22 protein-coding genes and 2 pseudogenes are annotated in these 26077 nt (G+C 61.7%); 8 read left to right on the top strand and 16 right to left on the bottom strand.

The features are described from left to right. The first annotated feature begins 326 nt into the window (after positions 1–326). Both RJ1_RS32775 and RJ1_RS32770 read left to right on the top strand, forming a co-directional pair. Positions 327–572, top strand: coding sequence for a helix-turn-helix transcriptional regulator (locus RJ1_RS32775; protein WP_061043717.1), 246 nt, complete (start codon positions 327–329; stop codon positions 570–572). 547 nt (positions 573–1119) lie between these two features. After that, positions 1120–1467 carry a histone-like nucleoid-structuring protein Lsr2 gene (locus RJ1_RS32770; RefSeq protein ID WP_073366640.1) on the top strand — a complete coding sequence of 116 codons (348 nt, stop codon included), beginning with the start codon at positions 1120–1122 and terminating at the stop codon, positions 1465–1467. 131 nt (positions 1468–1598) lie between these two features. On the opposite strand, the gene RJ1_RS32765 is transcribed toward RJ1_RS32770, so the two are convergent. The 3 genes from RJ1_RS32765 to RJ1_RS32755 form a co-directional block, all read right to left on the bottom strand. Then, on the bottom strand, positions 1599–2162 hold the full coding sequence (locus tag RJ1_RS32765; protein ID WP_073366634.1) for a hypothetical protein: 564 nt from the start codon (positions 2160–2162) through the stop codon (positions 1599–1601). 137 nt (positions 2163–2299) lie between these two features. Continuing rightward, complete coding sequence (locus tag RJ1_RS32760; protein WP_255284921.1) at positions 2300–2914, bottom strand: RES family NAD+ phosphorylase; 615 nt, start codon at positions 2912–2914, stop codon at positions 2300–2302. A gap of 19 nt (positions 2915–2933) precedes the next feature. Then, complete coding sequence (locus RJ1_RS32755) at positions 2934–3548, bottom strand: hypothetical protein (RefSeq protein ID WP_073366632.1); 615 nt, start codon at positions 3546–3548, stop codon at positions 2934–2936. Between the two features lie 542 nt (positions 3549–4090). Here RJ1_RS32755 and RJ1_RS32750 point away from each other — a divergent pair. The 4 genes from RJ1_RS32750 to RJ1_RS32735 all read left to right on the top strand — a co-directional run bounded on the left by RJ1_RS32750 (position 4091) and on the right by RJ1_RS32735 (position 7542). Continuing rightward, positions 4091–4663 carry an SDR family NAD(P)-dependent oxidoreductase gene (locus RJ1_RS32750; protein ID WP_162850277.1) on the top strand — a complete coding sequence of 191 codons (573 nt, stop codon included), beginning with the start codon at positions 4091–4093 and terminating at the stop codon, positions 4661–4663. Further along, entirely contained in the window at positions 4660–4920 is a 261-nt protein-coding gene (locus tag RJ1_RS32745) for an SDR family oxidoreductase (protein WP_073366630.1), read from the top strand. Before RJ1_RS32750 ends, RJ1_RS32745 begins: the two co-directional genes overlap by 4 nt. A gap of 158 nt (positions 4921–5078) precedes the next feature. Next, positions 5079–5669, top strand: coding sequence for a group II intron maturase-specific domain-containing protein (locus tag RJ1_RS32740; protein ID WP_073366629.1), 591 nt, complete (start codon positions 5079–5081; stop codon positions 5667–5669). A 748-nt stretch (positions 5670–6417) separates the two neighbouring features. Then, positions 6418–7542, top strand: coding sequence for an oxidoreductase (locus RJ1_RS32735; protein ID WP_255284920.1), 1125 nt, complete (start codon positions 6418–6420; stop codon positions 7540–7542). Between the two features lie 2354 nt (positions 7543–9896). On the opposite strand, the gene RJ1_RS32725 is transcribed toward RJ1_RS32735, so the two are convergent. The 6 genes from RJ1_RS32725 to RJ1_RS32700 form a co-directional block, all read right to left on the bottom strand. Continuing rightward, positions 9897–11033: a MalY/PatB family protein gene (locus RJ1_RS32725; RefSeq protein WP_073366627.1), complete on the bottom strand. Its 1137-nt coding sequence runs from the start codon at positions 11031–11033 to the stop codon at positions 9897–9899. Positions 11034–11410: 377 nt separating this feature from the next. After that, on the bottom strand, positions 11411–13117 hold the full coding sequence (locus RJ1_RS32720; RefSeq protein ID WP_073366626.1) for an ABC transporter substrate-binding protein: 1707 nt from the start codon (positions 13115–13117) through the stop codon (positions 11411–11413). Between the two features lie 45 nt (positions 13118–13162). Then, entirely contained in the window at positions 13163–14743 is a 1581-nt protein-coding gene (locus RJ1_RS32715; protein WP_338049551.1) for a dipeptide ABC transporter ATP-binding protein, read from the bottom strand. A gap of 35 nt (positions 14744–14778) precedes the next feature. After that, on the bottom strand, positions 14779–15621 hold the full coding sequence (locus RJ1_RS32710; RefSeq protein ID WP_073366624.1) for an ABC transporter permease: 843 nt from the start codon (positions 15619–15621) through the stop codon (positions 14779–14781). Next, the gene (locus RJ1_RS32705; RefSeq protein WP_240319610.1) at positions 15618–16529 is read right to left on the bottom strand and encodes an ABC transporter permease; all 912 of its coding nucleotides are present in this window, start codon (positions 16527–16529) and stop codon (positions 15618–15620) included. The genes RJ1_RS32710 and RJ1_RS32705 overlap by 4 nt, the downstream gene beginning before the upstream one ends. Positions 16530–16664: 135 nt before the next feature. Beyond that, positions 16665–17600, bottom strand: coding sequence for a sulfurtransferase (locus tag RJ1_RS32700; RefSeq protein WP_083400358.1), 936 nt, complete (start codon positions 17598–17600; stop codon positions 16665–16667). 296 nt (positions 17601–17896) lie between these two features. On the opposite strand from RJ1_RS32700, the gene RJ1_RS32695 reads away from it, so the two are divergent. Then, positions 17897–19198 (top strand): NtaA/DmoA family FMN-dependent monooxygenase, encoded by a 1302-nt coding sequence (locus RJ1_RS32695; protein ID WP_073366623.1) that lies wholly within the window; start codon positions 17897–17899, stop codon positions 19196–19198. Positions 19199–19279: 81 nt separating this feature from the next. On the opposite strand, the gene RJ1_RS32690 is transcribed toward RJ1_RS32695, so the two are convergent. The 7 genes and pseudogenes from RJ1_RS32690 to RJ1_RS32665 all read right to left on the bottom strand — a co-directional run bounded on the left by RJ1_RS32690 (position 19280) and on the right by RJ1_RS32665 (position 24485). Next, positions 19280–20311 (bottom strand): aminotransferase class I/II-fold pyridoxal phosphate-dependent enzyme, encoded by a 1032-nt coding sequence (locus RJ1_RS32690; RefSeq protein ID WP_240319609.1) that lies wholly within the window; start codon positions 20309–20311, stop codon positions 19280–19282. Positions 20312–20419: 108 nt separating this feature from the next. Next, positions 20420–20614 (bottom strand): annotated as a pseudogene (locus tag RJ1_RS49015) (GntR family transcriptional regulator); the annotation flags it as partial. Between the two features lie 253 nt (positions 20615–20867). Beyond that, the gene (locus tag RJ1_RS49010; protein ID WP_073366622.1) at positions 20868–21230 is read right to left on the bottom strand and encodes a transposase; all 363 of its coding nucleotides are present in this window, start codon (positions 21228–21230) and stop codon (positions 20868–20870) included. A gap of 3 nt (positions 21231–21233) precedes the next feature. After that, a complete protein-coding gene (locus RJ1_RS49005; RefSeq protein ID WP_338049550.1) occupies positions 21234–21707 on the bottom strand; it encodes a hypothetical protein in 474 nt (157 codons plus the stop codon). A 10-nt stretch (positions 21708–21717) separates the two neighbouring features. Further along, a pseudogene (locus tag RJ1_RS32675) lies at positions 21718–22499 on the bottom strand (IS110 family transposase); the annotation flags it as partial. 559 nt (positions 22500–23058) lie between these two features. Next, positions 23059–24099 carry an LLM class flavin-dependent oxidoreductase gene (locus RJ1_RS32670; RefSeq protein WP_037235727.1) on the bottom strand — a complete coding sequence of 347 codons (1041 nt, stop codon included), beginning with the start codon at positions 24097–24099 and terminating at the stop codon, positions 23059–23061. Between the two features lie 80 nt (positions 24100–24179). Further along, positions 24180–24485 (bottom strand): ArsR/SmtB family transcription factor, encoded by a 306-nt coding sequence (locus RJ1_RS32665; protein WP_231914093.1) that lies wholly within the window; start codon positions 24483–24485, stop codon positions 24180–24182. A 96-nt stretch (positions 24486–24581) separates the two neighbouring features. On the opposite strand from RJ1_RS32665, the gene RJ1_RS32660 reads away from it, so the two are divergent. After that, the gene (locus RJ1_RS32660) at positions 24582–25934 is read left to right on the top strand and encodes an MFS transporter (RefSeq protein ID WP_083400355.1); all 1353 of its coding nucleotides are present in this window, start codon (positions 24582–24584) and stop codon (positions 25932–25934) included. The last annotated feature ends 143 nt before the right edge of the window (positions 25935–26077 follow it).

Below are 26077 nucleotides of genomic sequence, written 5' to 3'. Positions count from 1 at the left end.
CATGTCGACATTGCTGTCGCAAGCGAGCAGGTCCTTGTTCGAGGAGAGACACATGATGTTCGGGACGTGCCGTCCAGCTAGAGGGACCCTCTCCACGGGTTCCAAACCTTGCAATTTATCGCTGTAGTGTTGGAACGTAGGGACCGAAATCAGACCCCCGAACGCGTGTGCGGGCATTACAGCACGCCGTTGTAGGGTCCCTCCGAGGACAGTCCCGCACAGCGTGCCGTCGTGTCGCAGCCGGTCTGCCGGGTCGACCGCCGCATTGCAACCGAACTACCACCCGCATCGCCGAGAAGGCGATGAACAGGAAGGACTCTCACCAGATGGCTAACCCACATCGACTGACCACCGACCAGGTCATCGACCTGATCAAAGAGGAGACCGGTACCGAGCTGTCCGCCTCGACGTTCCGCGGGTACGTCTCCCGTGGGCAAGCGCCGGCGCCGGTGGAGAAGATCGGCCGCACTCCGCTGTGGAAGCGCTCGGAGATCGTCGCGTGGGCGAACAACAGGCCGGGTCAGGGTGCGCGCACCGACATCCCCAAACCGCGTCGGCGCCGCGCCGAGTGAGCACCTGTCATTCTTTGCGACACCGAAGACCTGGACTCCGGTCCGCGTGAGTTCGCCCGCCTGTACCTGGGTGGGGCTGGGCCGCACTACGCCAGCGGACTCCGTGCGCGGGGGAGCGGAGGTGGGCACAGGCGGCGGTGGTCACAGGGGGTTGCGGCGGCCCGACGTGCCTCCGACCCGACAGATGCCGTTGATGCCGCACGCGCAGGCCCGAGAGTGCTTCTGCGGCTTCATGGGTCGGTTGTCGGACGGGGCGATCGGAGGAGCGCTACGGCACCCGGAACTCGAATTGCATCACAGTGACGAAAGTGGTGTGGGGGCGCGTGCGTTGGGAGGGTCTGGTGGAAACCGGTTGGTGCTGGTGATGAGGATCCTCGAAGGATTGGGGCGGTGGCCACTCGCACGATGGCAGGGTGCTGTGCGACGACGAGACTGATCGCCGGCATCTGGGTGCGATGCAATCATAGCTAGCGTAGCTAGCGGTGATGCGGTGTCCGGCGCGAGTACTGTTGTTTCGTTCGTATCGATGAAGGTGGGAGTGGAATCCGTGGCGCGTAGGGCTGTGGTGGAGTGGGTGGACGATATCGACGGGACCGTGTTCGGTGACGAGGGGGAGAGCATCAACTACGCGGTTGATGGCGTCGAGTACGAGATCGACCTGAAGGGCGAGCACGCCAAGGAGTTCCGCGACGCTCTCGACTACTGGATTGCGCATTCCAGGAGGGTCGGCGGCAGGAAGCGCCGCGCGAATCGGGTAACGGACCCGATCGGATCGACTGCGAGGACGGGCGAGGTCAAGAAGATTCGGGAGTGGGCGGTAGAAGAGGGCTACGAGATGCCCTCCCGGGGCCGGATCCGTGCCGAGATCGTGCAAGCTTTCCACGACGCCCACTGACACCGCATGGTCCGTCCGAGGGTGGTGCCGAATACGGGGAGTAGGACCCCCAGGTGGCCGGTCCGCGTCGACGACCTGAATCTGTCGTCGGCCGGTCGATGGCGGCACAGCCCGACGTGCTGCCTGCTGGTTTAGGTAGTTGATCGGGTATTTATCGGTTGGTGGCCCAGGTGTTCGAGTCGGTCGAGTTCGGCGAGGAGGGCGTCTCGGCTGGTGTAGGTTTCGGCAGGGGTGCGAAAGTCTTCGTCCGGGGAGGGGTAGTGGACCTCCCACCGGGGTCCATCGGCAGCGGTGAAGCTGACCGCGATGTGTAGTGGTTGGGCGAACTCACCCCAGGCCGTTGCGACGTGGTCCCGGTTGGGAATGTGATCCCACGTCCCGTCTTCGTAGCTCTCCCACTCGCGGCGATCGTCGAGTATGCGCGTGAGGGTGAGATCGACAAGGTCGTACTCATCAGGCTTCGGGTTGTCGCCGGTGTCCCGGAGTGTGTGGTACTCCTCGACGGTCAGCTCCGGTGCCAGTTCGATGAGCGCCCGCTGTGCGGTCGCGTCGAATGGGTTGCTGAGGACCATTGCTCTGGAGTCGGGGAAACTCGCGTTCGCGATCGGGTTTGTGCCACGGGTCTGTCGTTTGGCCTTGTTTCGCCTCTTCTTCGCGGCCTGTGTGGCCTGCGTTGCTTTCTTCGAGCGGCCCATGGATTTCCTTGCTGCGCGGTCTGTCACGGCGTCGTTGATAGGCAGGAAACAATACTGTACTCGCGGTTGGCTTTTCATCGGTTTATCTCCCACGCGCGCCACAGCGGTGACAGACAGTGGGAGATCGACGTCGACACTTAGATGACGGTTGCGTTGTACTTTGCGAGATGGGATCTGACCAGCTCCACCCCGGCGCGGTCATCGAGCACGATCGGGCCCCGGGACACCGTCATCAGGTCATGCAGCCCCACACCGGCATTGGGCTTGATCGTCATCACGACGGAGAACCGGTCCTCGTCGTTGCGTGCCCGGTACTTGATCCCGAGCACCCCGCCGGTCCCGTGCAGGATCGATGCCGCCCAGTCCCGGGTGATCCGGTAGTCGACGGGATCGCATTTCGTCAGCCAGGTGTCCTGACCGATCGCCGCCAGATGCGAGCCGTGCACCAGCGCGACCGGGACATCGTCGGTCACGGTGACCTGGGACAGGACCCGACCGGCCAGCTTGGCCTTCCGCAAAATTCTCGGAACGCGATCATCGAGCGGCAGCGACCGACAGTAGGTCTCCGCGATGCAGGTGGAGATGTCCTCCCCGAAATAGCTGTAGTGGTACGACCCGTCGGAGGAGTCGAACCGTCCGCCTCCCGCTCCCGCCGGGGTCGGATTCAGGGTCAAGACGCCCCGGTTCGGGTCGCCGGAGTGTATACGCCAGAGCTTGGTTCCGACGGTGAGCGACCCGACGTGCGCGGTCACCGATACCGGTGGTGGGCGGTTAGGCAATGTCGTCGGCGATCTCCGCGCGCAGCAACGCGCGCACGGCGTCGAACGATCCCTCGTCCAGAAGTTGGACCGGAGACTTGCGGTCTTCGGCCGACGGGTTCGGCGAGAGCCACCACGACGCGACCCCCCACGGATCATCCCGGGCACCGAGCGCCACATTGCCCTCCCGCACCACCTGACTCGCCTCGCCCGCCAGGGAGAACTGAAACTCCGGATACCGGAACTTCCCGGCCCGCTTGAGCCCGATGACCTCCCCTTTGGCGCTGAGTTTGCGCAGCGCATCGCTAGGATTGGCCCAGTTCTTGTCGTAGGTGTCCGCGACCTCCTTGGCGGAGAGATGCGGGAACGACAGGATGCGTTCGACGGCGTCGCTCAGCACCGTCTTCTCGTCGAGGATGTCGTCCGATTCGATCAGCTCGAGGAGCGGGTCGTCTCGATCGATCCGTCCGGCCAGCATGATGTGGGTGACCCTGTCGGCGACAAGCCGCATGCTCGGCCGTTTGTACAGCTCGGCTCGCATCCGGGCGATGAACTCGTGGTCGCTCAGGCCGCTGCGCTGCTGTTGCGGATCGGACTCGTAGCTCGAGTCTGCGGTCTTGTGCGCCATGTCCCCTCCTCGGTGCCCGGGCAGGTACCCTCGACTGCTTCTATATAGAAGTCTACCGTAGATTGGCGCTTGAGGGCAGGGCCTTGTTGTAGCCCGCCGAACCGGCCCGTACTGGGCCGCTGCCGGCGGACGCCGCTAGTGGCGCAGTGCGGGCGCCATGCCCTGGTCTGTAGGAAGAGTATGTGACCAGCAGGAACGATGCGCCACGGTGTACGGCGAATCATCGGCGGGAGCATCGATGAGACATCGAGTATGGGGGTGCGTCCCGCACACTGGGGCCGGCGGCCCCTCGCTGATCGATGTCTCGACGATTTCCCATCACACCGCTCGCGACACCTGCGTAGTCGCGAGAACCAGGTCGGGCACCACCCGCAAGAACCCAGGCGGCGGTGTCAGCGCGCCTTGCGCTGCTGATCGAATCGTCCAGAGCTTCACGCCTGGATGGCACCAGTTCTGCGGCGGCACGGTTGCAGGGTTGACCCGCGGCAAGTAGACCAGAAGGGACCTCTACGGTCGGGGAACCCGAAGGATCGTTGCGGTTCGTGGCCGAAGGAGCGTCGATCGTCGGGTGCGACATCAACGCGGAAGCCGCCGAGGAAACGCTCGCAATCGTGCGCGCGGCCGGCGGACGGATGGAATCGCTGCACCCGATCGACCTCTCGAACGAGGAGGATGCGCACCAGCTACTCGAGTTCGCCGCCGAGAAATTTGGCGGCATCGACGTCCTACACAACAGCGCGATGCAGTTACGATTGGGAACGGTCGAAGACTCCAGCCTCGCGGACTGGAAATTCACCCTCGACCACACACTGACCGTTCCCTTCCTGGTCTCCAAACACGCCATTCTCCACCTACGCGCACGTGGCGGCGACAGCATCATCTTCATGGGCTCAGTGGCGGGTTCCGATATAGGGACGGGGTACCCGGGTAACCTCCCCATCATCCAGGCCTACTCGGTGGCCAAAGCTGGTGTCATCCGGTTGGCAAGCTGCCTGACGAACGAAGTGGCCAGCGCGACCATCCGGGTGAACACGATCTCACCAGGCTGTGTGGCAACCCCGAACGGCCTGCTGTTCTACGGCACGGAAGCACCGAACAACGGCGCGTTACCATGACACCGAACCTGATTCCGCGCCTTGGGCAACCCGAAGATATTGCCAGCGCGGCTGTCTATCTGGCCTCAGACGAGGCCTCCTGGATTACGGGCCTCAACCTGGCCGATGGTGGTTCTTACGCATCCGGCGGAGCCGGCCTGGCGCGCCCGGAAGACATCGCCGCCTACGCACCCGGGATGGCCGAAATGTCCGAGGTCGACCACTGGGCGTCGAGCGGGCGCCGCGTCCAATCCGGTGACACCCCTCTTCGTCAGTAACACTGGGAGGCTCAGGCAGGGCCAGAGTGATGGCGTGAGCGCGCAGGACCGGTTCTTGACCTCACCGGAACCTGGCTACGAAATGTGACAGCTCAGCGCTGATCCTCGTGAAAACGCCGATCTACTGTAAAGGCCCTGCCTGTCGCTGAGCACACAGGATGGGGCAGGTCGGGTTACGGTTGATCGTCTACTGCAAGGACGGCACGCGGCGCGGCTCGCGCGAGCACACGTCGTTCCCGCTTTTGGGGTTCACGTTCCGCCAGCGCGGGGCGCGGAACAGGAATGGGCAGCACTTCAGCGCGTTCCTGCCCGCGGTCAGCAAGGACGCTGTGAAGAAGATCGGTGCGGCGGTGCGGACATGGCGGCTGCACAACCGCACCGGTCACGCCTTCACCGACCTCGCACGACGCATCAATCCGATCGTGCGGGGCTGGATGCAGTATCACGGGGCGGTTCAACGCTCTGCCTTGTATCAAGTCCTCTCACGCATCAACGCCTACTTGGTGCGGTGGATCCGCAAGGAATACAAACGGCTGCGAGCGGGAAGAAAACCATCGAGTGCTGGCAGGGGATCACAGCACGGTATCCCCGCATGTTCGCGCATTAGAAATGGGTTCCATCCGTCTCGTCTGTCTGGTGACCAGAATGACAAGAGCACGGCGACGGGAGACTGTCACGTCGGGATCTGTCGGAGCCCAGGGTGCGATTCCCCCGGGCGGCCCGACCAGAGGGTACGGGGTGGGTCGTGACAGCGAGATTGCCCTACGTTTCAGGAGGATTGGGCTTGTCTAAGGTCCGGTCCATCCCAGAACGGGGAGCGCCTCTGAGGTGCAACTATCCCGTACCCACCCGGTGACCGTAGCGGCGTTCGAGGACCGCAATCTTCTTGCCTCGGCCGGGTTGGTTCCGGCGTTGGGATTGGCCCAGCGATGCGGACTCGGAGCCCTGCCAACGATGGTCTGGCAGTGCCGACCGACAAAGGGCGGGCATGGGCCTCAAGGTGAGCGCACTGTCGCGGGCATGGTCGCCGCCGCCGACAGGAGCTGACCTGGCGCTGTTGTGGCACGGCGCCATGCCATCCGTGTTGGACCGCCCGTATGCCCCGTCGACCGTTGGCGCGGCTCTCGCCGAGAGCACTGTAGATCGAAAGCCCGCCGTCATCCCGGGCGCGGTGTCCTTGGCCGCTCTCGCGGCGCCAGCAGCGCGGGCAATACTCCGGAATTGGCCGAGGCGGTGACGCCCGCGGCGAGTTCCTCCTCCCCGAGGCGGACTTGAGCCGTTCAAGGTTTGAACACCATTCACTACGGCTCTGCGGAAGTGTGCAGTATCAGAAGAACGGGTGGCCGCAGCTTTCGGCGGGGCGCCCGATGCAGAGATAGGGACGATCGAGATGGATCTCACGCTTACCTGGGTTGGCGCCGTCCCACGCGTCCACCCGGAGAAAGAGGCCCGAGTGAAACAGGATATTAACGCGCTGTCTAGGGTGAAGGATTGAGGGTGGAAGTGATTGATGACAAGCGGCTGCAATCCTTGTTCACGCCGGTGAGCGTGGGCACGCTGACACTGCCGAACCGGTTCGCAATGGCCCCGATGACTAGGTTCGCGTCCCCAGACGGTGTGCCGGGCCCGGACGTGGCCGCCTACTACGCCCGCCGGGCCGCAGGTGGAACCGCGCTGATCATCACTGAGGGCGTGCGCATCCCGCATCCGGCGGCTGGGCCGGACAGCGTTCCGCTTATCGATGGGGCCGAGGTATTGCGGAGCTGGCGCGCGGTGACCGATGCCGTGCATGCCGAGGGCGGCGCTATCGCGGCTCAACTGTGGCACGAGGGCTCGCAGCGCGACGTCCTCGACGGTGGTAGGGAAGGGCAGGAGGCGGTCAGCCCATCGGGTATCGACGTTGCAGGTAACCAGGTCGGGCGGGCGTTGCGTATCGACGAGCTCGGTGCGCTCGCCGACGTGTATGCGAAGGCTGCCCGAAACGCGCGTGACGCCGGATTCGACGCCGTTGAAGTGCACGGCGGTCACGGCTATTTGCTCGACCAATTCCTCTGGGGGAACACTAATCGTCGCACCGACGGCTACGGCGGAACACTCACTGCACGTACCCGGTTTCCTGCCGAGGTGGTGGCTGCGGTGCGGGAGGCTGTCGGTTCGGGCTTCCCGATTATCTTCCGGTTCTCGCAATGGAAGATCAACCGCTATGACGCCCAATTAGCGGCCACACCACGCGATCTCGAAAAATTACTCACCCCCTTGATCGAGGCCGGGGTCGATGTGCTGCACCCGTCCACTCGTCGCCACTATCAGCCTGCTTTTCCCGATGACGATCCACGACTGGGTATGGCGGGCTGGGCCAAGAAGCTGACCGGGCTGCCGGTCATCGCAGTAGGCTCGGTGGGTCTAGACACCGAGTTCGGGTTCTCGCTCGACGGCACAAAGCGGATCTCCCCGGCCCCGGTTTGCCGGCTGCTCGACCAATTCGATGCGGGCGAATTCGATATCGTCGCCATCGGTCGGGCGTTGCTTGCCGATCCTGGTTGGGTCAGCCGACTGCGTGACGGTGCGCTCGACGACTTCGCCGGATTCGACGCCGACACTGCGCTGGCGCACTTATATTGAGCTCACGAGCTGGGACCCGGGCCTCGACGCATCATCGTTCCAACGGGGAAGTCGCGAGCCCGGTGATTCGAAATGACGAACACAGGCTGTGATTCAAGCGATTGACGCCCGAGGATCATCTCTCAGGGCATCGTGTATGAACTGCCGCCTGATTCTCGTTCGGCCGTTATGCGGGCAGTGCCGCGGCTGTCACCTCCTGGTGGGTTCGGCAGTGCTGCCTGGCGTCTGGCCACAAGGGGAGCAGTCGAGGCCGGGTAGCGGCGGGTTTCGACCATTCGTCGTGTTCCCCGCCATTTGTCCCGGCCCTAGTCTCGATCTTCGTCTTGCGCACTGACCTTCGAATAGATGGCCGGTAGCGAGGTTCTTCGGGCATAGCGTGCGGGAGCTCACCGGCGCTGCTTCGCCAGTTCTCCGTGGGTGGTCGGTGGGGGTTGTTCAGGCGATACGGAGCGTGGTCCAGGCGGTATCGATGCGGTGGTTGTAGGGCGAGCCTCTGGAAGTCGGAGTAGTTGTTTCCGGCCCGTGCGGATGGCTCGTCCTGCGACGGCGAGGATCCGCAGCGCGCCCAGCCGGAGCTGTTTGGGCCGGCGCCTCCGACCCGACAGCGTCACGACTGATCACCGCCCTCGCTGGCGACATCGAGGCCGTTGTGCCCACGATCAGGGCTGCCCGCGCATGGGCCCACCGGGATGCGGCCGTTCACGACGGACGATGCCCCGCATCCCGGGGGGGCTAGTTCTTCAGGCCGGGACGGGTGGCCCTGGCCGACTTCACTGGGGCTAAGACACGCCGGTCAGATCCGAATCCGGTCCGTACACAATCTTCATGGACACAACCTGCTTCTCGCGACTGATGTGAGCATTGGGCTGTGCAATCTGTCTTTCCTGCTCCGCTTCCGCAAGGACTCCCTCCGAGAGCCCTAAACGGGTCGCTGGCGTCGACACACCACAGAAGCTAGCCGCGAGCCGAGGCGTCTTCCGGAGCGGACGCTCGCCGTTTGCTACCAGCTGCTACAAGATCAAGGAGCCCTGGAAAACGTGCGTCGAGATCTGCCCGACGCAGCATCACCTCGGCTCGGTTGCGGTAGTCGAACTGAGTGATCAGGCCCGACTCACGGAGGACCTTGAATTGGTGGGTCATCGTCGACCGGGAGACCCCCACCCCGAAGGTTGAGCACTTGCGCCGAGCCCCATCCGGTTCCCGAAGAAGGTCCTCGACAATCGATCGCCGATGTGGGTCCGCAAGAGCTGCGAACACCGCTCCTAACTCGAGCTGTTCCACAGCTGGCTGGTCTTTCGTTTCGCCCACTCTGACGCCTCCCAATCCATGCAGTTTGTCTGCCATCGTAATGAAAGAGGTGTCATGGCAGAGGGCCGCTAGGCCAAAGTTAGGACGACGATTGACAGGTCGCTCATTGGTGTCTGGCGCGTCCACTACCCTTGCCATATGAACCGACGCCGGACACGAGGTGGTCGTCGCGGCAACGCCCACGCATGCGCTTTAGTGTGACGGCTGGTGCTCGACACGCTCAGCGCAACTGACCGTAGAGCCCTGGCCACGATCGCAGCGAAGCTACAGGTGTGCCACGCCGGCCTGACATAGAACTCCTAGCGAAAGACCGTCGAGATGGGCAGATTACACCGGGGTTAAGGATCCGGGATGTGGTGGTTCGGCCGAGACCCACCGGCTTATCCACGGTGCTCGGTGCGCGTCGTTGCGTCCAGAGACTCATGAGTGACAGCGCCGCTCGATGAATGGACAGGAGTGTCCTCCGCGTGCATTCGGCGGTCTGGGTCAGCTCGCAGTCAAATCCCTGGTCAGCGCGTCTACAAGAAGTGAGGACGACGTCATCGACGGTGACGTCGGTTCGCAGGCTATCCATTGGTGCCGGGTTGAGGAGAATGGCGCCGGCGTCGGTGAGGAGTGCGCATTGTCAGCAGATGGGTCGACACCGGAGGCGATGACCGCGCCGATTCAAGGTGTTCCATGTTTCATCCATATCCGGATGGCCTCGGCGGCCGTGCGGATGAAAGTTCGGTTGCCTCCTCACGCATGCGGGCGAGTCGATGCCTGTAGGCGGCGTCGATGAGGGCCTCCGAGGTCGGGAAGTGTCTGTGGAGCGTGCCCACACCCGCGTCTGCCAGGCGATGGCGTCCTGCGCGTGTCCAGTTCCTGCTTGGCGAAATATCTCCGCAGTGGTATGGGCGAAGCCCAGCAGATTGGCCAGGAGCTTGACATCCTACAGGCGTGTCGGGGTCGAGTTCACTTCGTCAGATAGGGGAAAATCTTGTGAAGAGGGAGGTTGCAGGTCTACGTAGGACCCCTTGCCCCACCAAGGAGCGTGCTCAAATACGTCAGCGCCCGAATGCCGTAGCGATGGAGTCGACCACTTGCGATAGGCGGATTTCGCACATTGCGTAGTTGAATCGAACGAACTCGCGCCAGTCGACGCCGTATTCTTCGCCGTGATTGACGATCACCTTTGCTCGTTCATCCAGCGCGGCTCCAGGGGAGGATCCTCGGCCCCATCCGGTGAAGTCGAGCCACGCAAGGTAGGTCGCTGGCGGTGTGGTCGGCCATACACCCGGCAGGCGGTCTTCGAGGAGGCGGGCAAGCAGGTTTCGGTTGACTGTCAGCCTCGCAACGGTATCGTCAAGCCATTCCGCACCTGAACCGTAGGCGGCGGTTGCTCCAATTACTCCCAGTATGCTGTTCGCCGATGGCGGAAATAGTGCCAGATCATCCCAGCGTTTTTGGTCTCTGGGATTGGAGAGAACGATCTGCGCGCATTTGAGTCCCGACAAGTTCCAGCCCTTCGACGGTGAGGAAGCCGTAATCGTGTGAGCCTCAGTAGTATCGGACACCGAAGCGTACGGTACGTGTTTTCCACTGTAGACGATTGGTGCCCACACCTCGTCTGCGAAGACAGTGCCGTTGTAATGTGAAATTACCTCAGACAAGGCGAGCAGCTGGTCAGTTCCAAGAACGGTCCCAGTGGGGTTGTGGGGGTTGCAGAGGATTAGAAGTTCGCCGCCTCTTTCGAATGCTTGAGAGATTGCGTCCAGGTCGAGACTGTACTGACTCTCCCGTCGGAGCATCGGGACTTCAACGACATTCCTGCCTAGACGCTCCGGAATTCGAGTGAATGGAGCGTAAGCCGGAGTCGGCACTATCACATACGATCCATGACGCGTGAAGTGGCGAATCACCGCTTCGTAGGCGCTCTGCACGTCATCGGCGAGTCGAATCGCGAATTCGTCAACTTTCCACTCGTACCTTCCCCTGAGGAAATCGGCATAGGCCGACAAATGGTCTCTATAGACATGATCTGGCGTGTATCCGGTATATCCATCGTCGATGGCTGAATGCAGTGCCTGCGCAACTGCAGGGGCGGTTCCGAAATCAGACTCGGCTATTCCGGCGCCAACCTTCCCTGGATAGTTCGCCCATTTGAAATTCTTTCTAGGTGGAAAATTCTCGTTTATCGTCATGATTCTTCCATTCGTACTTTGGGGGCAGAATTCATGGATATCAACGTCATCCAGTGGACACACGGATGACCTCTCCAATGAAGGGCTGCAGTGGTGGTCGCAGCACAAGGCAGTCCGAAATTCGTCGGTCGCAGGCTGATAAATAATGTCCCGACTCAGCGTTGATTGAAAGTGCGTTGCATTATCGCGGGTGGGGTTGAGGTCGTAAGGTAGAAATTGCCGGGTTGTATTCCGATCTGAAAGCTACTTGCGCACGGATGGGCTGGAGCGATGATCAAGAAACTTCACAATTTAGACGCGCGACCGTACTGTCTGGGATATAGACGCGTCTGATTTATCTTCTGGAAACCGGCCATGTCACAAAATCTGTCTTCGAGTCAGCGGTCGACAGCGATGTCGTATGACCATCCGTTCACAACGTTGCGAGGTGCATCGAACAGGGTGTGCAACCCGTGGACGTTGGCGGTGGCCGCGGCACTGTTCCGGTCTGTGTAGAGGGGAATGGCGACCGCGTTGTCGTGGACATACTGAGCGATTTTGTCAAACCATTGCTTTCGTGCGTCCTGGTCGGTGGCCTTCGTTGCGTTCAAGAGCCATTCGTCAACCTGTTTGTCGGCGAGTTTCGAGCCGGCAACTACCGATCCGAGCGTAATTCCGTCGACTTGACCGTATTTGATGTCGGGGGTGACCGATCCAAATCCGCGGTTCAACTGCAGAGATAGGTCGAGTCCTCCAACTTGCCGAGGAAAGGCTTCGTACTGATTCTGGGCCAACAGGTCGTACACGAGCGCGTTCTCGACATATTTCAACTCAACTTCGACGCCGAGATTTTGCCGCAATTCTGCTTGCCACGCCTTGAGAAAGTCGTCTTCCGGGTACCCCGGCACACTCGCCAGGACGCGAATCGTCAAACGATCGCCCGCGGAATTAACACGATAGTTGTCGCTGTCGCGATCCCGCCAGCCCGCTTCGTCCAGCAAGGTGTTCGCGCGGACGATGTTCACGGAATTCGAGCCTTGGTACTTTCCATCGAAGTACCGACTTTGGGGCGAAATTATGCTCCACGCCCGGTCCTGGGTGCCTCGTGTAACGTTCTGAATCACGGAATTCAGGTCGACACCTGTTGTGAGTGCCTGCCGGACCCGCTTGTCCGTGGTGGGTCCATTTGTGACATTCAGATACAGGAGCTTGGGTGATCCGCTGGAGCCCTTTTGTTCGTACTGATAACCGGAGATTCCCTGAAAAAGCCCGATATCCTCGGCCTTGACCGTGCCGATCGCGTCTACCTCGCCGCTTTCGAGTAGGCCGGCGCGGGTCGAGGCCTCTGGAATGTACTTGACGACGAGTTCATCGACATACGCGGGCCCTTGATGACTCGCGGTGGCCGGCGGCCAGTTGTAGTCGGGATTCTTCCGAAAATCCAACTCCTGCCCGGGAACAGCCTTATCCAGCTTGAATGGGCCGGTGCCCACGAAACCTTCTCCGCTCGCCCACGAGTCCCTGTTGGACAGCGATCTCGGCGAGACAATCGCACCGCCGATCCCCGACAGTGTCGAGAGAAAGTCGGCGCGGGGAGTGTTGAGAGCGATCCGGACGTGGTAAGGGTCGACGACCTCCACGCTGTTCACACTGGAGTAGTTCAGTACGCCCACGTCGGAGTACCCCGGGTACCCCGGATTGCGGGCCAGGTCGATGTTAGTTTTGACGGCGTGTGCGTCAAACCTTTCACCGTCTTGGAAAGTGACGTCCTGGCGCAAGTGGAAATCGTAGATGAGCCCGTCTGGCGAGATGGTCCATGCGGTGGCCAGCCAGGGATGAAACTGCTCGTTCTCGTCTGCGGAGACCAAACTGTCGTACACGTTTCTCAGTACCTGCGATGCGTCGAACGAGGCGCCGTAGTGGGGGTTGAGCCCACGCTGAGGATAGGTGCTGAGTGCAAGAGTGAAGGTTCCGCCGGGGTGCGGTTGCGACGTGGGCGCGCCGCTTCCGGAGCCGGGTTCCGGGTCGGCAGTGCAGGCGGCGAGCCCGAGGATGGTGGCGGCGGTGACGCCGATCGCGAGGAGATTTCGTACCCGCTTTGTCATGGTGTGGCTTTCGCTAGATCTTGGGAGTGTGTTCAGAGGGTTGGTTCAGACGAGTTGGGGCAGGGAGTTGAGCAACTTCTTCGTGTACGGGTGGCGAGGGTTGGTGAATACCGTGTCCGCTTCGCCATGCTCGACGACTGCGCCGCCCTCGAGTACGAGGACGTTGTCGCACAAATGGTGTACGACGCCCAGATCGTGGGAGATGAAGAGAAAAGACGTGTCGTGTGCGGCCCGAATATCGGCAATGAGGTCCAGGATCTCCGCCTGCACCGATACGTCCAGCGCCGAGACAGGCTCATCGCACACCACCAACTTCGGACGTGAGCCCAGTGCCCGGGCGATATTGACCCGCTGGCGCTGACCACCGGACAATGTGCGTGGATGCCGATCGGCCGTCGCGGCTGGAAGATGAACCTCATCGAGCAGTTGTTCGACCAGCACGTTCTTTTCACGACTCGTGTCAGAGACTAACGCGGCGCTTTCGGCGATGATCTCACGCACGGTGTACCGCGGGTCGAACGAACCGAGTGAGTCCTGGGCAATCAGCTGAATTTGGCCTAGCAGTTCGCGGCGGTCGCGAAGTTGAACACCGTCGAACTCGATACTTCCCGAATCGGCATCCTCCAGTCCTGCGACTATTCGTGCGATAGTTGACTTCCCGGACCCCGATTCACCGACGACACCGAGAATCTGACCACGGGCCAGATCGAAGGACACGTCACCAACTGCACGAACCGTCGACTTACGTGCACGATAAGTCTTCGAGATGGACGCAACACTCAGCATCGGGTCTGGGCTCTCGGGTGCCGAGGAAGAACGCGCTCGTATCGGCGCGTTACCTCCCCGTAGTAGGGAACCCTTGGTCGAACGGCTGGGAATCGACTCGATCAATGATCGAGTGTACGGATGCTTGGGTTGATCAATCACCTCGCGTGCGAAGCCCTCTTCGACGATGCGACCCTCGCGCATCACGATGATGCGGTCGGCGATCGAGGACACCACGGCAAGATCGTGGCTGACCAGAATCATGCTGCGCCCGTCACGAACCTTCTCTGCCAGCAGATCGAGGATCCGCTTTTGCACGGTCACATCCAGAGCGGTGGTCGGTTCGTCTGCCACGAGTACCTCAGGCTGCGCTGCTAGAGCAGAGGCAATCAGCGCACGCTGTCGTTGACCTCCCGAGAGCTGGTGCGAGTGCTGCCTACGTTTGAGGTGTGGGTCGCTGATGCCCACAGAGCGCAGCAGTGTTTCCACCTGGTCAACTCGTGCGCGCCGCGAAGCCCGCGGTCCGTGTGCAGTGAGCGCCTCGTCGATCTCACTTCCTATCGTGCGCAAAGGATCCAGTGCAGTCAGTGCGTCCTGCAGTATGAGGCCGATTCGGTTCCCCCGAATCTGCCGCCAGAAGCGTTCGCAGCTTTTGGTGGCGTCCTCGTCGAACAACTCGAACCGATCCGCTGTCACTCGTGCACCGATTCCCGAGAGACCGAGGAGGCTGCGCGCGGTGACGGACTTCCCGGAGCCGGATTCGCCGACAACGGCGAGGATTTCTCCTTGGTGCAAGGAAAAACTTACTCCGTGAATGACTTCGGTTGTACCAGTCGGTGAGGAGCTCGTATCGAAGCTCACTCGGAGGTTCTCCACGCGAATTAGGGGAGAGGCGCTCATTGGATGGATCTTCTCTCGAATCGGTGTTGCAGGTGACGACCTACCACTGTGGTGGCAATGACAGTTGCTGTGATCGCTAGGCCCGGAAAGAACACTGTCCACCAGGCCAGTCGAAGGTCATCACGCGACTCCGACAGCATCGATCCCCATTCCGGCAACGGCGGTTGTGTGCCGAACCCGAGAAAGCTGAGCGTGGCTGTGCCGAGAATGCTCGTTCCGAGACCCAGAGTCGCGAGCACCGGAAGTGTGACAAGAGCATTAGGAACGATGTGTTTCACGGTCAGGGCGAATTTCGATGTGGTATTCAAACGTGCCTGCGCGACGAACTCGGATTCGCGGACCGCGAGGATCTCGGCCCGAACGACCCGGCCGTACCGTGGAGCAGCCGAAAGTCCGATCGCGAGGATCAGATTCCACGTGCCCGGACCGGTAAATGCGATGAGCACGAGAGCGAACAAGATTTCTGGGAACGAACCCAGAAGATCGAAAACCCGTGTCACTACTTCGTCGATGATCCGATTTCCGGTGCCTGCAGCCGAACCGAGAACGATGCCGACAGCCACCGCCACAGCTGTTGCGACCCCCCCGATGAAGAGCGAATACTGTGCCCCGTGAACGACGCGAACAAGCACGTCGCGCCCGAGCCGGTCGGTACCGAAAAGATGTTGCCACCCAGGCTGTTGATGGGCCGCGGCGAGTGCCGTCTCGAGCGGATCGCTGGGGGCGAGAAGCGTAGGCGCCACGACTGCGATCGCGGCCAATGCCAGATAGCTTGTCGACAACCAGAGCCCCCACTGCGCCCCTACTGTGGGGATCCGGGTTCGTGACAACAGACTCATCGCACACGGTCCTTGAGTCGCGGATCGATCCACAGATAGCTGATATCGACCAAGACGGTGACCACGATATAGACCGCCGAGGACAAGATCGCGACTCCGAGAACAACGGGAATGTCCTGATACATGACGGCTTCGACAGTCGCGCGGCCGATCCCGGGACGGCCGAACACCTCTTCGACAACGACCGTTCCAGTAAGCAGGCCACTGACGATCCAGCCCGCAAGGGTGGTCGCCGGAATCAGAGAGTGCCTGAGTGCATGGCGAGATTTCAATCTTGCGGGGCCTATTCCTCGCGCTCGGGCTGTCAGTGAATACGGTTGTTCGAGTGAGCGTTCCATTCCCTCGCGAAGGACCTGAGAGAGCACGGCGGCGGTTGGGAGGGCGAGAGTGAATGCGGGCATGATCAGGCGTTGGATCTCGTTTCCGGCGGTAACTGGAAGAACCCGCAGATTGAAGGCGAATACCGAGATCAAGATCAGGCCCAACCAAAAGTACGGCATGGACGCCAACGTCAGTTCCGAGGTCTGCACCAACTTGGGCACGAATCCTGCGCGGCCCGCGGTCGTCATCGCCAAAGCAAGCGCGATCAGGAGAGCAAAGATCAGAGCAGCGCCGGCCAACTGGGCTGTAGCGCTCAACCTCGTGCCGAACAGAATTTCCGAAACGTCCTCGCCGCGAACGTACGAGCGTCCGAAGTCGCCGTGTAGGACGTTGGTGAGATAGGCCCAATACTGCGCAATGAGTGGCTTGTCGAGACCCCAGTCAGCCTCGATCGTTGCGCGCAGCTCGGGATTGCTCGCGTCTCCCGTTACAACACTCACCGGGTCGCCGGGAGCGAGATGCATGGACACAAAGGCCAATGTGATGGCCGCGATAATCATCGCGGACGCCGATACGAGCTTGCGCACAATGTATCTGGTTCGAACACCCCTAAGGCGCGAGGTGTGAGGAGGGGTGGGTCCCTTCGGGGCCGACACCGTCCGGTGTGGCGCAGCCATCACCTCAGTTGTACTCATATGAACGTCCTGCTCTTGTATGGCCGGTCAGCGCTCGATGGGAAGCCCGACAACACTGCCCCATTCCGTCCATGACCCGTCGTAGACACGCACCCCTTGGGTGTTCAAGACGTCGGTGAGGATGAGCCAGCCGAGCGAAGCCCGGTGGGAAAGCCGGCAATAGGTGATTGCCTGTCGAGCGGAGTCCAGTCCCACTTGTGCAAAGGTGGCCTGCAGTTCCTCTTGGGGTCTAACTCGTCCCAAATCGTCAAGCAAGTCGCGAATGTGAAGGTGAACGGCCCCGGGAATGTGTCCTGCGCGCTCAGCGCCGTGGTCGAATCCCATCGACCACGGTGTCACTCGTTCACCGGAGAATTCCTCAGTTGATCGCATATCGATCAACAAGGACTGCGCGTCGTGGAGGGATTCACGCAGCTCCTCGCGGCCGATGGCGACGGTGCTGAAGGGATTGATCTCGTCGGCGCCCGGGATCGATAGCGGTACGTCAGCAGCGAGCCGTGCAGGAACGTCGACGGCTGTTCCTAGGGGGAGTCCAAGGCCGTGCCAGGCCTCCAGGCCACCGTCGAGGTAGCGGGCGTTTTCGCTCAATCCCCTCGCTTGCAGTACCCACAGCGCATAGGCTCCGAACTGCGGCTCCTCGCCGTAGAACACGGGTATCGTGCCTTGTCCCACCCCGAGCTCGAAGAGCCGACTGCTCAGCGTCTCCGCCGTGGCAAACTCCCGCCGGTAGTCGTCCCACAGCAGCCTCTTCCAGTGCACCGCAACTGAGCCCGGAATAAGTCCAGGGGACCCGTCCTGGGTATCGGCAGAGAACCGAACCTCGACCGGGTGTACCTCGGGGGTGCTCAGTCGAGCCTCGAGCCACGCGGTACTGACCAATCTTTGTGGAGCATGTGCGCCCACGGTGAGCCTCCGTTCAATCACATGGATCACCTCTCGACCCACATGTTGAACATAAAGCATCGGACAGGTTCTTATGAACTGACCAAATCAGTGCGATTGTAACTCTTGTATTTGCAGGTTGCAGACGTGTTCGGGGAGGTGGTGACTGGGATTTGTCGCGATTCGCCGCCTTTTTGGATGATACAAAATTGCGAACGGTCCGACTTGAGATTGAACAAATCGGCCGGATCGGCCGGCTGCTGTCAAGTCTCTCAAGAGCGGGCGCCTGGTTACGCGCCGCGACCAGTCACACGCGAAACGGCTTCGACAAGTCCAGCCGGCTCCTTAGCTCACTGGCAATGGGAATGGAGCAATACATGACAACAGATGCACAGGTCATCCTCAACGCGAATCTGATTCCAGGGGGGACAGTAGGGAGCCCCTGGCGACGATCCGACGCGCCTGGAAGCCACTTCATCACTATCGACCACTACATCGAGGTGGCAAAGATTGCCGAGCGTGGCCTACTCGATGCAGTATTTCTTGCCGACAGCGTTGATTTTGGTTCCCGCGAATGGAACTCACCCGGTCGTCTCTTGGATCCACTGATTGCGCAGGCAGTGCTCTCGGCGCACACCGAGCGGATCGGCTTCGTCGCCACCGCAAGCACCTCGTACAACGATCCGTACAATCTCGCACGTCAGTTTGCCAGCCTCGCCGCCGCCAGTAGCGACCGGGTCGCGTGGAACATTGTGGTCTCCGGCGGCGATCCGGCGGCCCGCAACTATTCACGTCAGGCCGCGCTGCCCAAGGCAGAGCGTTACGAACGCGCAGCGGAGTTCATCGAAGTCGTCACCAAGCTATGGGGTTCCTGGGCTGACGGCGCTCTTGTAGCGGACAAAACCACCGGCGAATACCTCGACCCGACACTGATCGATCCAGTCGATCATGTCGGCAAACACTTCCAGGTGCAGGGACCGCTCAAGGCCCCCCCACTCAGCCACGGCAGGCCCGTCCTCGTGCAGGCCGGTGCCTCTTCGTACGGAGAGGATTTGGCTGCGACCTACGCTGACGTGGTCTACTCCCCGCACCTGAACGCGGACAGCGCCCGGGAACGTCGAACAGCGTTGCGGAAATTGGCCGCAGCGAAAGGGCGCGAACCCAATTCCATCAAACTGATTCCTGGGCTTATGACGGTCATCGCCGACACCGAAGAAGCCGCCCTCCGCCGCGAAGAAGAACTCGCCGACTTGATCCCCGAGTCGGTGCAGATTCTGAATCTGGCTAGAACCCTGGAAGTTCCGGTGGAATCGCTGGCACTGGATGCTCCAATCCCGTGGGACCTCATGCCGGGCGATGACACTGCACGCGGATCCCGCGGACAACGCTCGGTCTTCATCGAGAACGTGCGAACCCAAGGCCTCGACACCCGAGGATCAGCTCGCCTACTCGCGGCAGGTAGCGGGCATGCAAGAGTTGTGGGTACGCCCGAACAGGTGGCGGACGTGATCGAAACGTGGTTCACCGAAGGTTCCGTTGACGGATTCAACATCATGGTCGATGAATTGCCCGATGGGCTCGAAGTTTTCGTCGACCACGTCGTGCCTCTTCTGCAGAAGCGCGGGTTGCACCGGACTGAGTACCGGGGAGCGACGTTGCGCGAGCACTACGGGTTGTGAGGCAGGCCGGGTGACACCGAATCAGTGTGCCCTCACACCTGTCAACGACGGTTGGAAACTTTCCGGCCGTCGTTGACAACGCTAAGCGAGGTACTCGCGATTTCTGCTGCACGACGCTTCTGCAATCCTCGTCGCCAGCTCTTCGACGAGCTCGTCTTCGTCGGGCAACTGCGGAATCGCCACTCGCAGCAGTGCGCGTGAGTGCTTGCCGATGAAGGACTTGCTACCAGAGCCGACCACAATTCCTTTCCGAGCCAGACTGATGAGGGCCGAGTTTTCATCGGAGACCTCGACCCACAGCACGAGGCTGTTGTCACCGGCCTGGGCCCGCAATCCTTGGCGTGCGAGCGCGCTGATCAATCGTTCGCGTCGTGTCCGGTACTTGTCCCGTGCCGCTGCCACCGCGAATTTGGCCTCGTCACTGTTGATCAGGTGTGCCAGTGTGTTCTGCAAGATTCGACTGTTCATAGCGACCCCGTGAGTTCGCTTGTCAATGATGGCCGCGACGAGCTGATCACTTCCACCAATCACACAGGTGCGGATATCGACGCCGTATGCCTTGCAGTAGCTGCGAACGCGAACGGTGTGGTCGGGCAGGAACGGTCCCAGCGAGGCCGCTTGGCGGACGGCCAACGGGCCGACGCCATCATCTTCGATGATCCACGGTCGAGTGGGTGAATCCATCAGCACGCGCGCCAGGTCGGCGGCCCGAGCAGTGCTCAACGAGCCCTCCATCGCGTACGACCCCTCCGGCTGCAGTACGAGAGCGACAGGTTCCAGCTCGAGCGCTTCCTGAAGCGATCGAATGAGGGGGCCTTCGGAGTCGCGGCAGAGGCCGACGGGCTGAATGTTCAACTCGGACAGCGTATCGAGGAAGCCGGGCATTGCGGGTTCTTCGATGGCCACTACGCCGCCTGCCGAGGCGGCCGCCTCGGTGGCCAATATCAACCCTTCCGAACCCCCGCCCGCTGCCGTCCAGGCCTGCGCCTGGAAGGGCCAGTGGGCTTGCACGGCGGAGAGTAAAGGCTCGGTGATGTACTCGCGACCAGGTCGATTCAGCTCATCAGACGAACTCAACCCCGCAAGCAAGGCTGCAGAAAGGTCGGGCTGCATTGCATAGTCGGGGCTTCCAGACAGTAGATCGCGCGCAGACCAGTCGACACTCCCGTGCGCGCCAGACTCATTTCGTATAGAAGGTCCGGCGCCAAGCACCATTGTTCCGCCGCGTCGGCGGGTCTCAACGAAACCGTCTCGCCGCAGAGTGCTCCACGCCGCGACGATAGTTCCTGTACTCACACCGCACACATGCGCGACCTGACGAACAGTCGGCAGTCTGGAGCCTGGCCGCAAAGTACCGTCGTGGATCAAACTCGCGACGGCTCGGCCCACGGTTTCCGCGGTTCGAGGGCCCGTCATCCCTTCGAGGGCGGATATTACCTGCGCCTGGTCGTCTGCCACTCTCCACACCAGCCGATCTTTGTTTCTGGTCAATGTGCGATATGTTCATCGTACCTCTCGGTATTGATTCGGCAGGGTGCCGGTCCGCCCGATCGATCGTGTGGCGCCTCGAACCCCAAGGATCGCGAACCGGTCCAGGCGCGCGCGACGGGTGTATCGGGTACTGCGGAGCGATGACAGGGTCGTGCCCGATTTCCGCAAGAATCCACGCTCACGCTGCAGTTTCGAGTACGGCTCCCTCAATGGGTGCTGGGACATCGGCAGATCGGACACTATTCGCCCGTGCCCACCGCGGTGTGCCTCCCGCAGATCCTTGGGCGGACCGTTCTCGCTTTGGCGTGCCGCTCGGGCCGAAGTCTCCGCCGTCGCGTCGACGGCACCGATCGGGCGGTGGATGGGCACGGGGTTTGCTCATGGACTTGCCGGCCGACTGGTGGGTCTGCGGGCAGAACTTCGCCCACGACACCAGATGCGCGGAGGACCGGAATCGGGTCATGTCGATCCCGGTCTCGGAGATCAACTTGGCGGCGGCAACGGTGTTTGACGCCGACGATGCAGGTGGACGTGCACGCACGCCCTACGTGCAGACGATCAGCGAGGCGGGTCGCGTGTCGGGAGAAGGGCTGATCGCGTCCGCGATCAGCGCGTCGCGTGCGGTTCTCTGGGCGCCGATCTGGTCGCTGTTGTCGAGCATCATCTTCAGAATCGTCGCGTGGTGGTCGGTGAAGAATCCGGGCAGCGCCTCTTCGAGTTGGTCGGTCTTCTTCCGCGCACCGCTCTTGGCCATCCGGGCCAGCGTCCGCGGATCCCGCTCTCTGGCGATCAGGGCTTGCATCATCGCCCGCCTGGATACGCCGTGCAGGTCCGAGAGCACCGACGAGATCTTGATCTGGGGAACTTCGAGTAGCTTTTCGACCCGTTGCTGCTGGCGGGTGCGGTCCTGCACCAGGGCACGGCGGTAGCGGGTGAGGTCGCGTAGCCGGCGGATCTCGGTCGGCTGCACCAGCGACGGCGGGCACATGCCACGCTCGACCACCTTCGCCAGCCACACCGCGCCGGCCCGAGCGGGAGGCGCCCGAGGGCGACTCGGTGGGCACCAGTCCCAGGTGGCGCCGATCGAGCGGCCGGTCAGCCGGTGCCAGTCCCCGATCTCGACCGCCAGCCCGAACGCGGTCAACGTGGACACTCCCGCAGGCACCCGAGCCGGGTCACCACCGGGGTGTAGGCGCTGTCGGCGGCCATCCGGGTGATCGCGGCATCCAAACGGTCGCGTCGGCCGAGGGCGGCGAGCGTGGTGTCGTACGCGGTCTCGTAGGCCAACTGCAGATCGGGCTCATCGAAATGCTGGCTGCGCAGCCAGGTGTCGTGCACTCGTCCACGCCGTACTAGACGCTCCCTTGCCTCAGCCGAAGTTTCGACAGCCTGTGCCGGGCCGCCATCAGATCTCGGCGCACGTCCTCACGGGCGCGCACCAGATCCCGGGCGGCCTTCTGTGCCACGCTCGGGACCGTGACCGGGTTGATCTGATCGAGGTACAGCAATCTCGCCAGAGCCGTGCATTTCGCGCGTCGGTCTTGACCCGATCTCCGGACGGGCGCTGCAGCTTCGAGGGTGCCGCCACCAGACACTCGATGCCGACCGTGTTCAGGAAACGGGCCAGCCCGAACCCGGTGGGCCCGGCCTCGTACGTCGCCTTCACCGGATCCGGCAACGACCGGATCCACTTGAGTATGTCGCGATGATCGGGCGTCAATCGGCTCTCGAGCAGCTCACCGGTCCGCCCGTCGAGGCCGCACGCGACGACCGATCGTGCGTGTACATCCAATCCGACGCTCGTACGCAATGATTCATTGCTGGGGCCTCGCGCATCTTGTGGCTCTACCGGCCAGGACCCGTTTCCTGTCGGCAACCTACGTTCACATGTGGAGTGGCCCCCGCCAGTACCCTCATACTGTCCAACTCGCCCCGTCCCGAGTATCTGCCTGATCCCGTTCGACGGGTGATCAGTGTCGGTCGTCGGCGAGGAACACCACTTCCACCGTCTACTGGCTGGCGATCGTCTCGTGTGATGATCGACGACACTATCGCCCGCAGTCGTACGCTCGACAAAACCACAATGCCCAGAAGTGGCACAGTCAGGTTGGTAGTTGCGTCATGACGCTAGCGGCTTCAAAAGCGCAGTACCGGGCTGCTGGTCAGGCGGTGAAATTCGCTGGACTTCGGCACCCTGACTACTGCTTGCCGAACGACTTCGGACGTGCTGTTTTGCTGAGGCAGAACACCGAAACTGCCTCGGCAACGAGGTAGACCTCGACACCGTGACGCGTTCATGCTGGTGTGCGATTTGGGTGTCCATGGCCGGTCGCGTTCGATAGCCTTCGCGGGGCCTGACTTGTGGGGTATTACGGCGCGTAGGCGAGGTTCGGTTCCCACCCCAGGGCCGGAGCGATGTAATTGGCCACAGTTTGTAGAAGGCGAGCGTTGTAGTCAACACCGAGTTGGTTGGGTACCGTCAGCAGCACCGTATCGGCCGACCGTACCGCCGCGTCAGCGGCAAGCTGCTCGGCAATTCTGTCGGGTTCCCCGACATAGGTTTTGCCGAAGCGGGATCTCAGTCCGTTGAGGACGCCGACCTGGTCCTGTGTGTCCTCGGTGCGTCCACCGAAGTACAGGCGGTCCTCATCCGTTGTGATGGGTAAGACGCTGCGACTGACGGAGATTCGGGGCTCATGTGTGTGGCCGACGTCTTTCCATGTCTGTCGGTAGACATGGATCTGCTCAGCCTGCAGTTCGTCGAACGGAATGCCGGTGTCCTCGCTGAGAAGCGTACTGCTCATCAAGTTCATGCCCTGCTGCGCTGTCCACACTGCAGTTGCCCGTGTCGCCGAGCCCCACCAGATGCGGTCGGCGAGACCGGGGGATTGCGGTTCGATCGCCAGCCCTCGCGAGACTCCCGAAGTCTTGGGGTCTGACATCGTGACGGGCTGTCCCGCAATCGCTGTACGAAACAATTCCGTGTGCGACCGTGCCATGTCAGCGTCTGTTGACCCTTCGGGTGGAATGAATCCGAAGGACTCGTAGCCCCGCAGCGCTGGTTCCTGTGAGCCTCGGCTGATACCTAGTTGGAGCCGACCGGAGCTGATCAGGTCGGCTGCTGCGGCCTGCTCGGCCATGGAGAGCGGGTTCTCGTAACGCATATCGATGATTCCCGTTCCAAGCTCAATGCGCCTGGTGCGGGCAGCCATGGCGGCAAGCAGAGGGAAGGGGCCGGCAAACTGTGGTGCAAAGTGGTGCACACGCACGTAGGCGCCATCAATCCCTATCTCCTCTGCGGCGACTGCCAGCTCGATCGACTGGAGCAGCGCCTCCTGTGCGGTCGTTGTACGAGAGCCGCGGGCGGGCTGATAGTGGCCAAACGACAGGAATCCAATTCTCTTCTTCATTACTGCTCTCCAACTCTGGGCGCACCTCGTTAGGTGCGCTGCGATAGTTCGTCTATAAACTCTGGCGGTGGTCGGGCTGGCTAGTCGGTGTCGGCTCCTGCGACCAGGACGTCCAGCAGGCCTGGAAATCGTTGGTCGATGTCGTGCTTCCGCAGTGAGATCGCTTTTCGGTTGCCATAGTCAACCTCTTTGATCAGGCCGGCGTTGCGGAGAATCTTGAAGTGATGCGTCACAGTCTGTTTCGCCAGTGGCATCCCGAACGACTGACACGTTCGCTCGGCGTCCACTGGAAGACGCGCGAGTTCGACGATGACACGTCGTCGGTGTCCGTCGGACAGGGCGCTGAGCACGGTGCCGAGTTCGAGGTCTGCGGTCGCTGGGTGCATGGTCCTCATCTCTCTCCGAAGGTACGACTTGCATCATACCTCTTCGCCTGGTTCACTCTCGAGGTACGACTTACGTCATACCTTAGGAGAGGGTGAATGTCTAACAATGCTCAGCATGTAAGCGGAAATCGGTCAACCTCGATCGTGACACCTGTTGTCCTACTCGCAGTCTTCGTAATGCCTATCAGCATCTCCGGCACAGCCATTGCGCTACCGGCTATCGCGGCTGAGCTCGGCGATTCCCCAGCCGCTCTGCAATGGGTCGTCAATGGGTTCAACATCCCGTTCGCGCTTTTCACCCTTATCTGGGGTGCTGTGGCCGATCGGGTCGGATATAAACGTACCTTCGCGCTCGGTGCGCTGATTAGCCTGGTCGGGTCGGCTCTAAGTGTACTTGCGTCACACTTGCTGATCTTGGACGCAGGTCGCTTGCTCGCGGGAGTTGGCGGAGCGGCAATCGTGACTGGTGGAACCGCGTTGCTGTCCACTACACACTCGGGAGCAAAGCGGGCCAAAGCATTTGCGCTACTCGGTACCGTTGTGGGCCTCGGCTTGGCGACTGGACCCACCATCTCAGGGGGTCTCGTGGCCCTTGTGGGATGGCGAGGAGTCTTCGCCACCGCCGGTGTCATTTCTATCACGGCGGTCATTGCCAGCGTCGTTCTTCCGGCAGACGCCGCGTCAGTCGCGCGTGAACGTGGGAAGGCGATCGACTTTTCCCCCCTGCGCAACAGGTACTTCCTGTCCATAGCCTTGGTTCCAGTTGCTGTCGCACTCGGGTACGTGCCGATCTTGACCTACCTCCCGGTAGCTCTCAGTGCGGTCTCGGGAATGGACGCAGGCCGCGCAGGTCTGCTCATGTTGCCTCTGACTGTGCCGGTACTGATCGCACCCGCCCTCGCCTCGATGCTCGTTCACCGAGTTCAGTCGATCACGCCGATGATCATTTTCAATGTCGCAATGGCAGCACTGGTGGTCGGCGATCTCGGCCTTCTCGTTCTCGGGCCCGAACGTCCTGTGCAACTACTTGTCCTACCCATGCTCCTTCTCGGATTTGGATTCGGTCTTCCCTTGGGGCTGATCGATGCGGAAGCGTTGGCGGCCGTGCCGACGAACAAGAGCGGTGCCGCAGCAGGAGTGCTTAACTTCCTACGACTGGGCAGCGAAGCTGTCGTCGTCGCAGCGTATGCCGCGTTCATGACCGCGCTGTTGGTTGCTGGAATCGACAATTCGACCGACGCGCACCGTGCGGCGGCAGGATGGGACGGGGCAAGTAGCGCCTACGCAGCCGCGTTCCATCTGGTCGTGATTGCCATGTCAGTGCTGACGCTGATCCTTGCAACCCTGATCAACCTGTTGCATCGGTCTCACCGTCGGCAGGGTGGTGGAACTGCCCAGCGGCAGCAACTGGATACCGACCCGGACATCGCGACAGTCAGCGTTTCGTAATAGCAGGACACCACGACCCTGCAGGCCCACATCCAGTACGCGATCCTGCCCTTGACGGCGCCAACAGCCGTGGTGAAAAAGACATAGACGTTGTTGGCGTTGACGTGCTCGGACCTCCCGAAGCATCAACGCCGACAACGTCA

The organism is Rhodococcus jostii NBRC 16295 (assembly GCF_001894825.1).
Classification (GTDB): domain Bacteria; phylum Actinomycetota; class Actinomycetes; order Mycobacteriales; family Mycobacteriaceae; genus Rhodococcus_F; species Rhodococcus_F jostii.
Note: the sequence above shows the minus strand (reverse complement) of the source record. Positions and strands in the feature narration are given on the sequence as shown.

What these genes read in the sequence shown, in the direction of transcription:
- RJ1_RS32665 (WP_231914093.1), bottom strand. Translation starts at nt 24,485, where the DNA reads ATGCACCCAGCGACCGCAGACCTCGAACTCGGCACCGTGCTCAGCGCC.
- RJ1_RS32755 (WP_073366632.1), bottom strand. Translation starts at nt 3,548, where the DNA reads ATGGCGCACAAGACCGCAGACTCGAGCTACGAGTCCGATCCGCAACAG.
- RJ1_RS32740 (WP_073366629.1), top strand. Translation starts at nt 5,079, where the DNA reads ATGGGGCAGGTCGGGTTACGGTTGATCGTCTACTGCAAGGACGGCACG.
- RJ1_RS32775 (WP_061043717.1), top strand. Translation starts at nt 327, where the DNA reads ATGGCTAACCCACATCGACTGACCACCGACCAGGTCATCGACCTGATC.
- RJ1_RS32765 (WP_073366634.1), bottom strand. Translation starts at nt 2,162, where the DNA reads ATGGGCCGCTCGAAGAAAGCAACGCAGGCCACACAGGCCGCGAAGAAG.
- RJ1_RS32725 (WP_073366627.1), bottom strand. Translation starts at nt 11,033, where the DNA reads ATGACGATAAACGAGAATTTTCCACCTAGAAAGAATTTCAAATGGGCG.
- RJ1_RS32720 (WP_073366626.1), bottom strand. Translation starts at nt 13,117, where the DNA reads ATGACAAAGCGGGTACGAAATCTCCTCGCGATCGGCGTCACCGCCGCC.
- RJ1_RS32660 (WP_083400355.1), top strand. Translation starts at nt 24,582, where the DNA reads ATGTCTAACAATGCTCAGCATGTAAGCGGAAATCGGTCAACCTCGATC.
- RJ1_RS32745 (WP_073366630.1), top strand. Translation starts at nt 4,660, where the DNA reads ATGACACCGAACCTGATTCCGCGCCTTGGGCAACCCGAAGATATTGCC.
- RJ1_RS32700 (WP_083400358.1), bottom strand. Translation starts at nt 17,600, where the DNA reads ATGCTTTATGTTCAACATGTGGGTCGAGAGGTGATCCATGTGATTGAA.
- RJ1_RS32695 (WP_073366623.1), top strand. Translation starts at nt 17,897, where the DNA reads ATGACAACAGATGCACAGGTCATCCTCAACGCGAATCTGATTCCAGGG.
- RJ1_RS32710 (WP_073366624.1), bottom strand. Translation starts at nt 15,621, where the DNA reads ATGAGTCTGTTGTCACGAACCCGGATCCCCACAGTAGGGGCGCAGTGG.
- RJ1_RS32690 (WP_240319609.1), bottom strand. Translation starts at nt 20,311, where the DNA reads ATGCAGCCCGACCTTTCTGCAGCCTTGCTTGCGGGGTTGAGTTCGTCT.
- RJ1_RS32670 (WP_037235727.1), bottom strand. Translation starts at nt 24,099, where the DNA reads ATGAAGAAGAGAATTGGATTCCTGTCGTTTGGCCACTATCAGCCCGCC.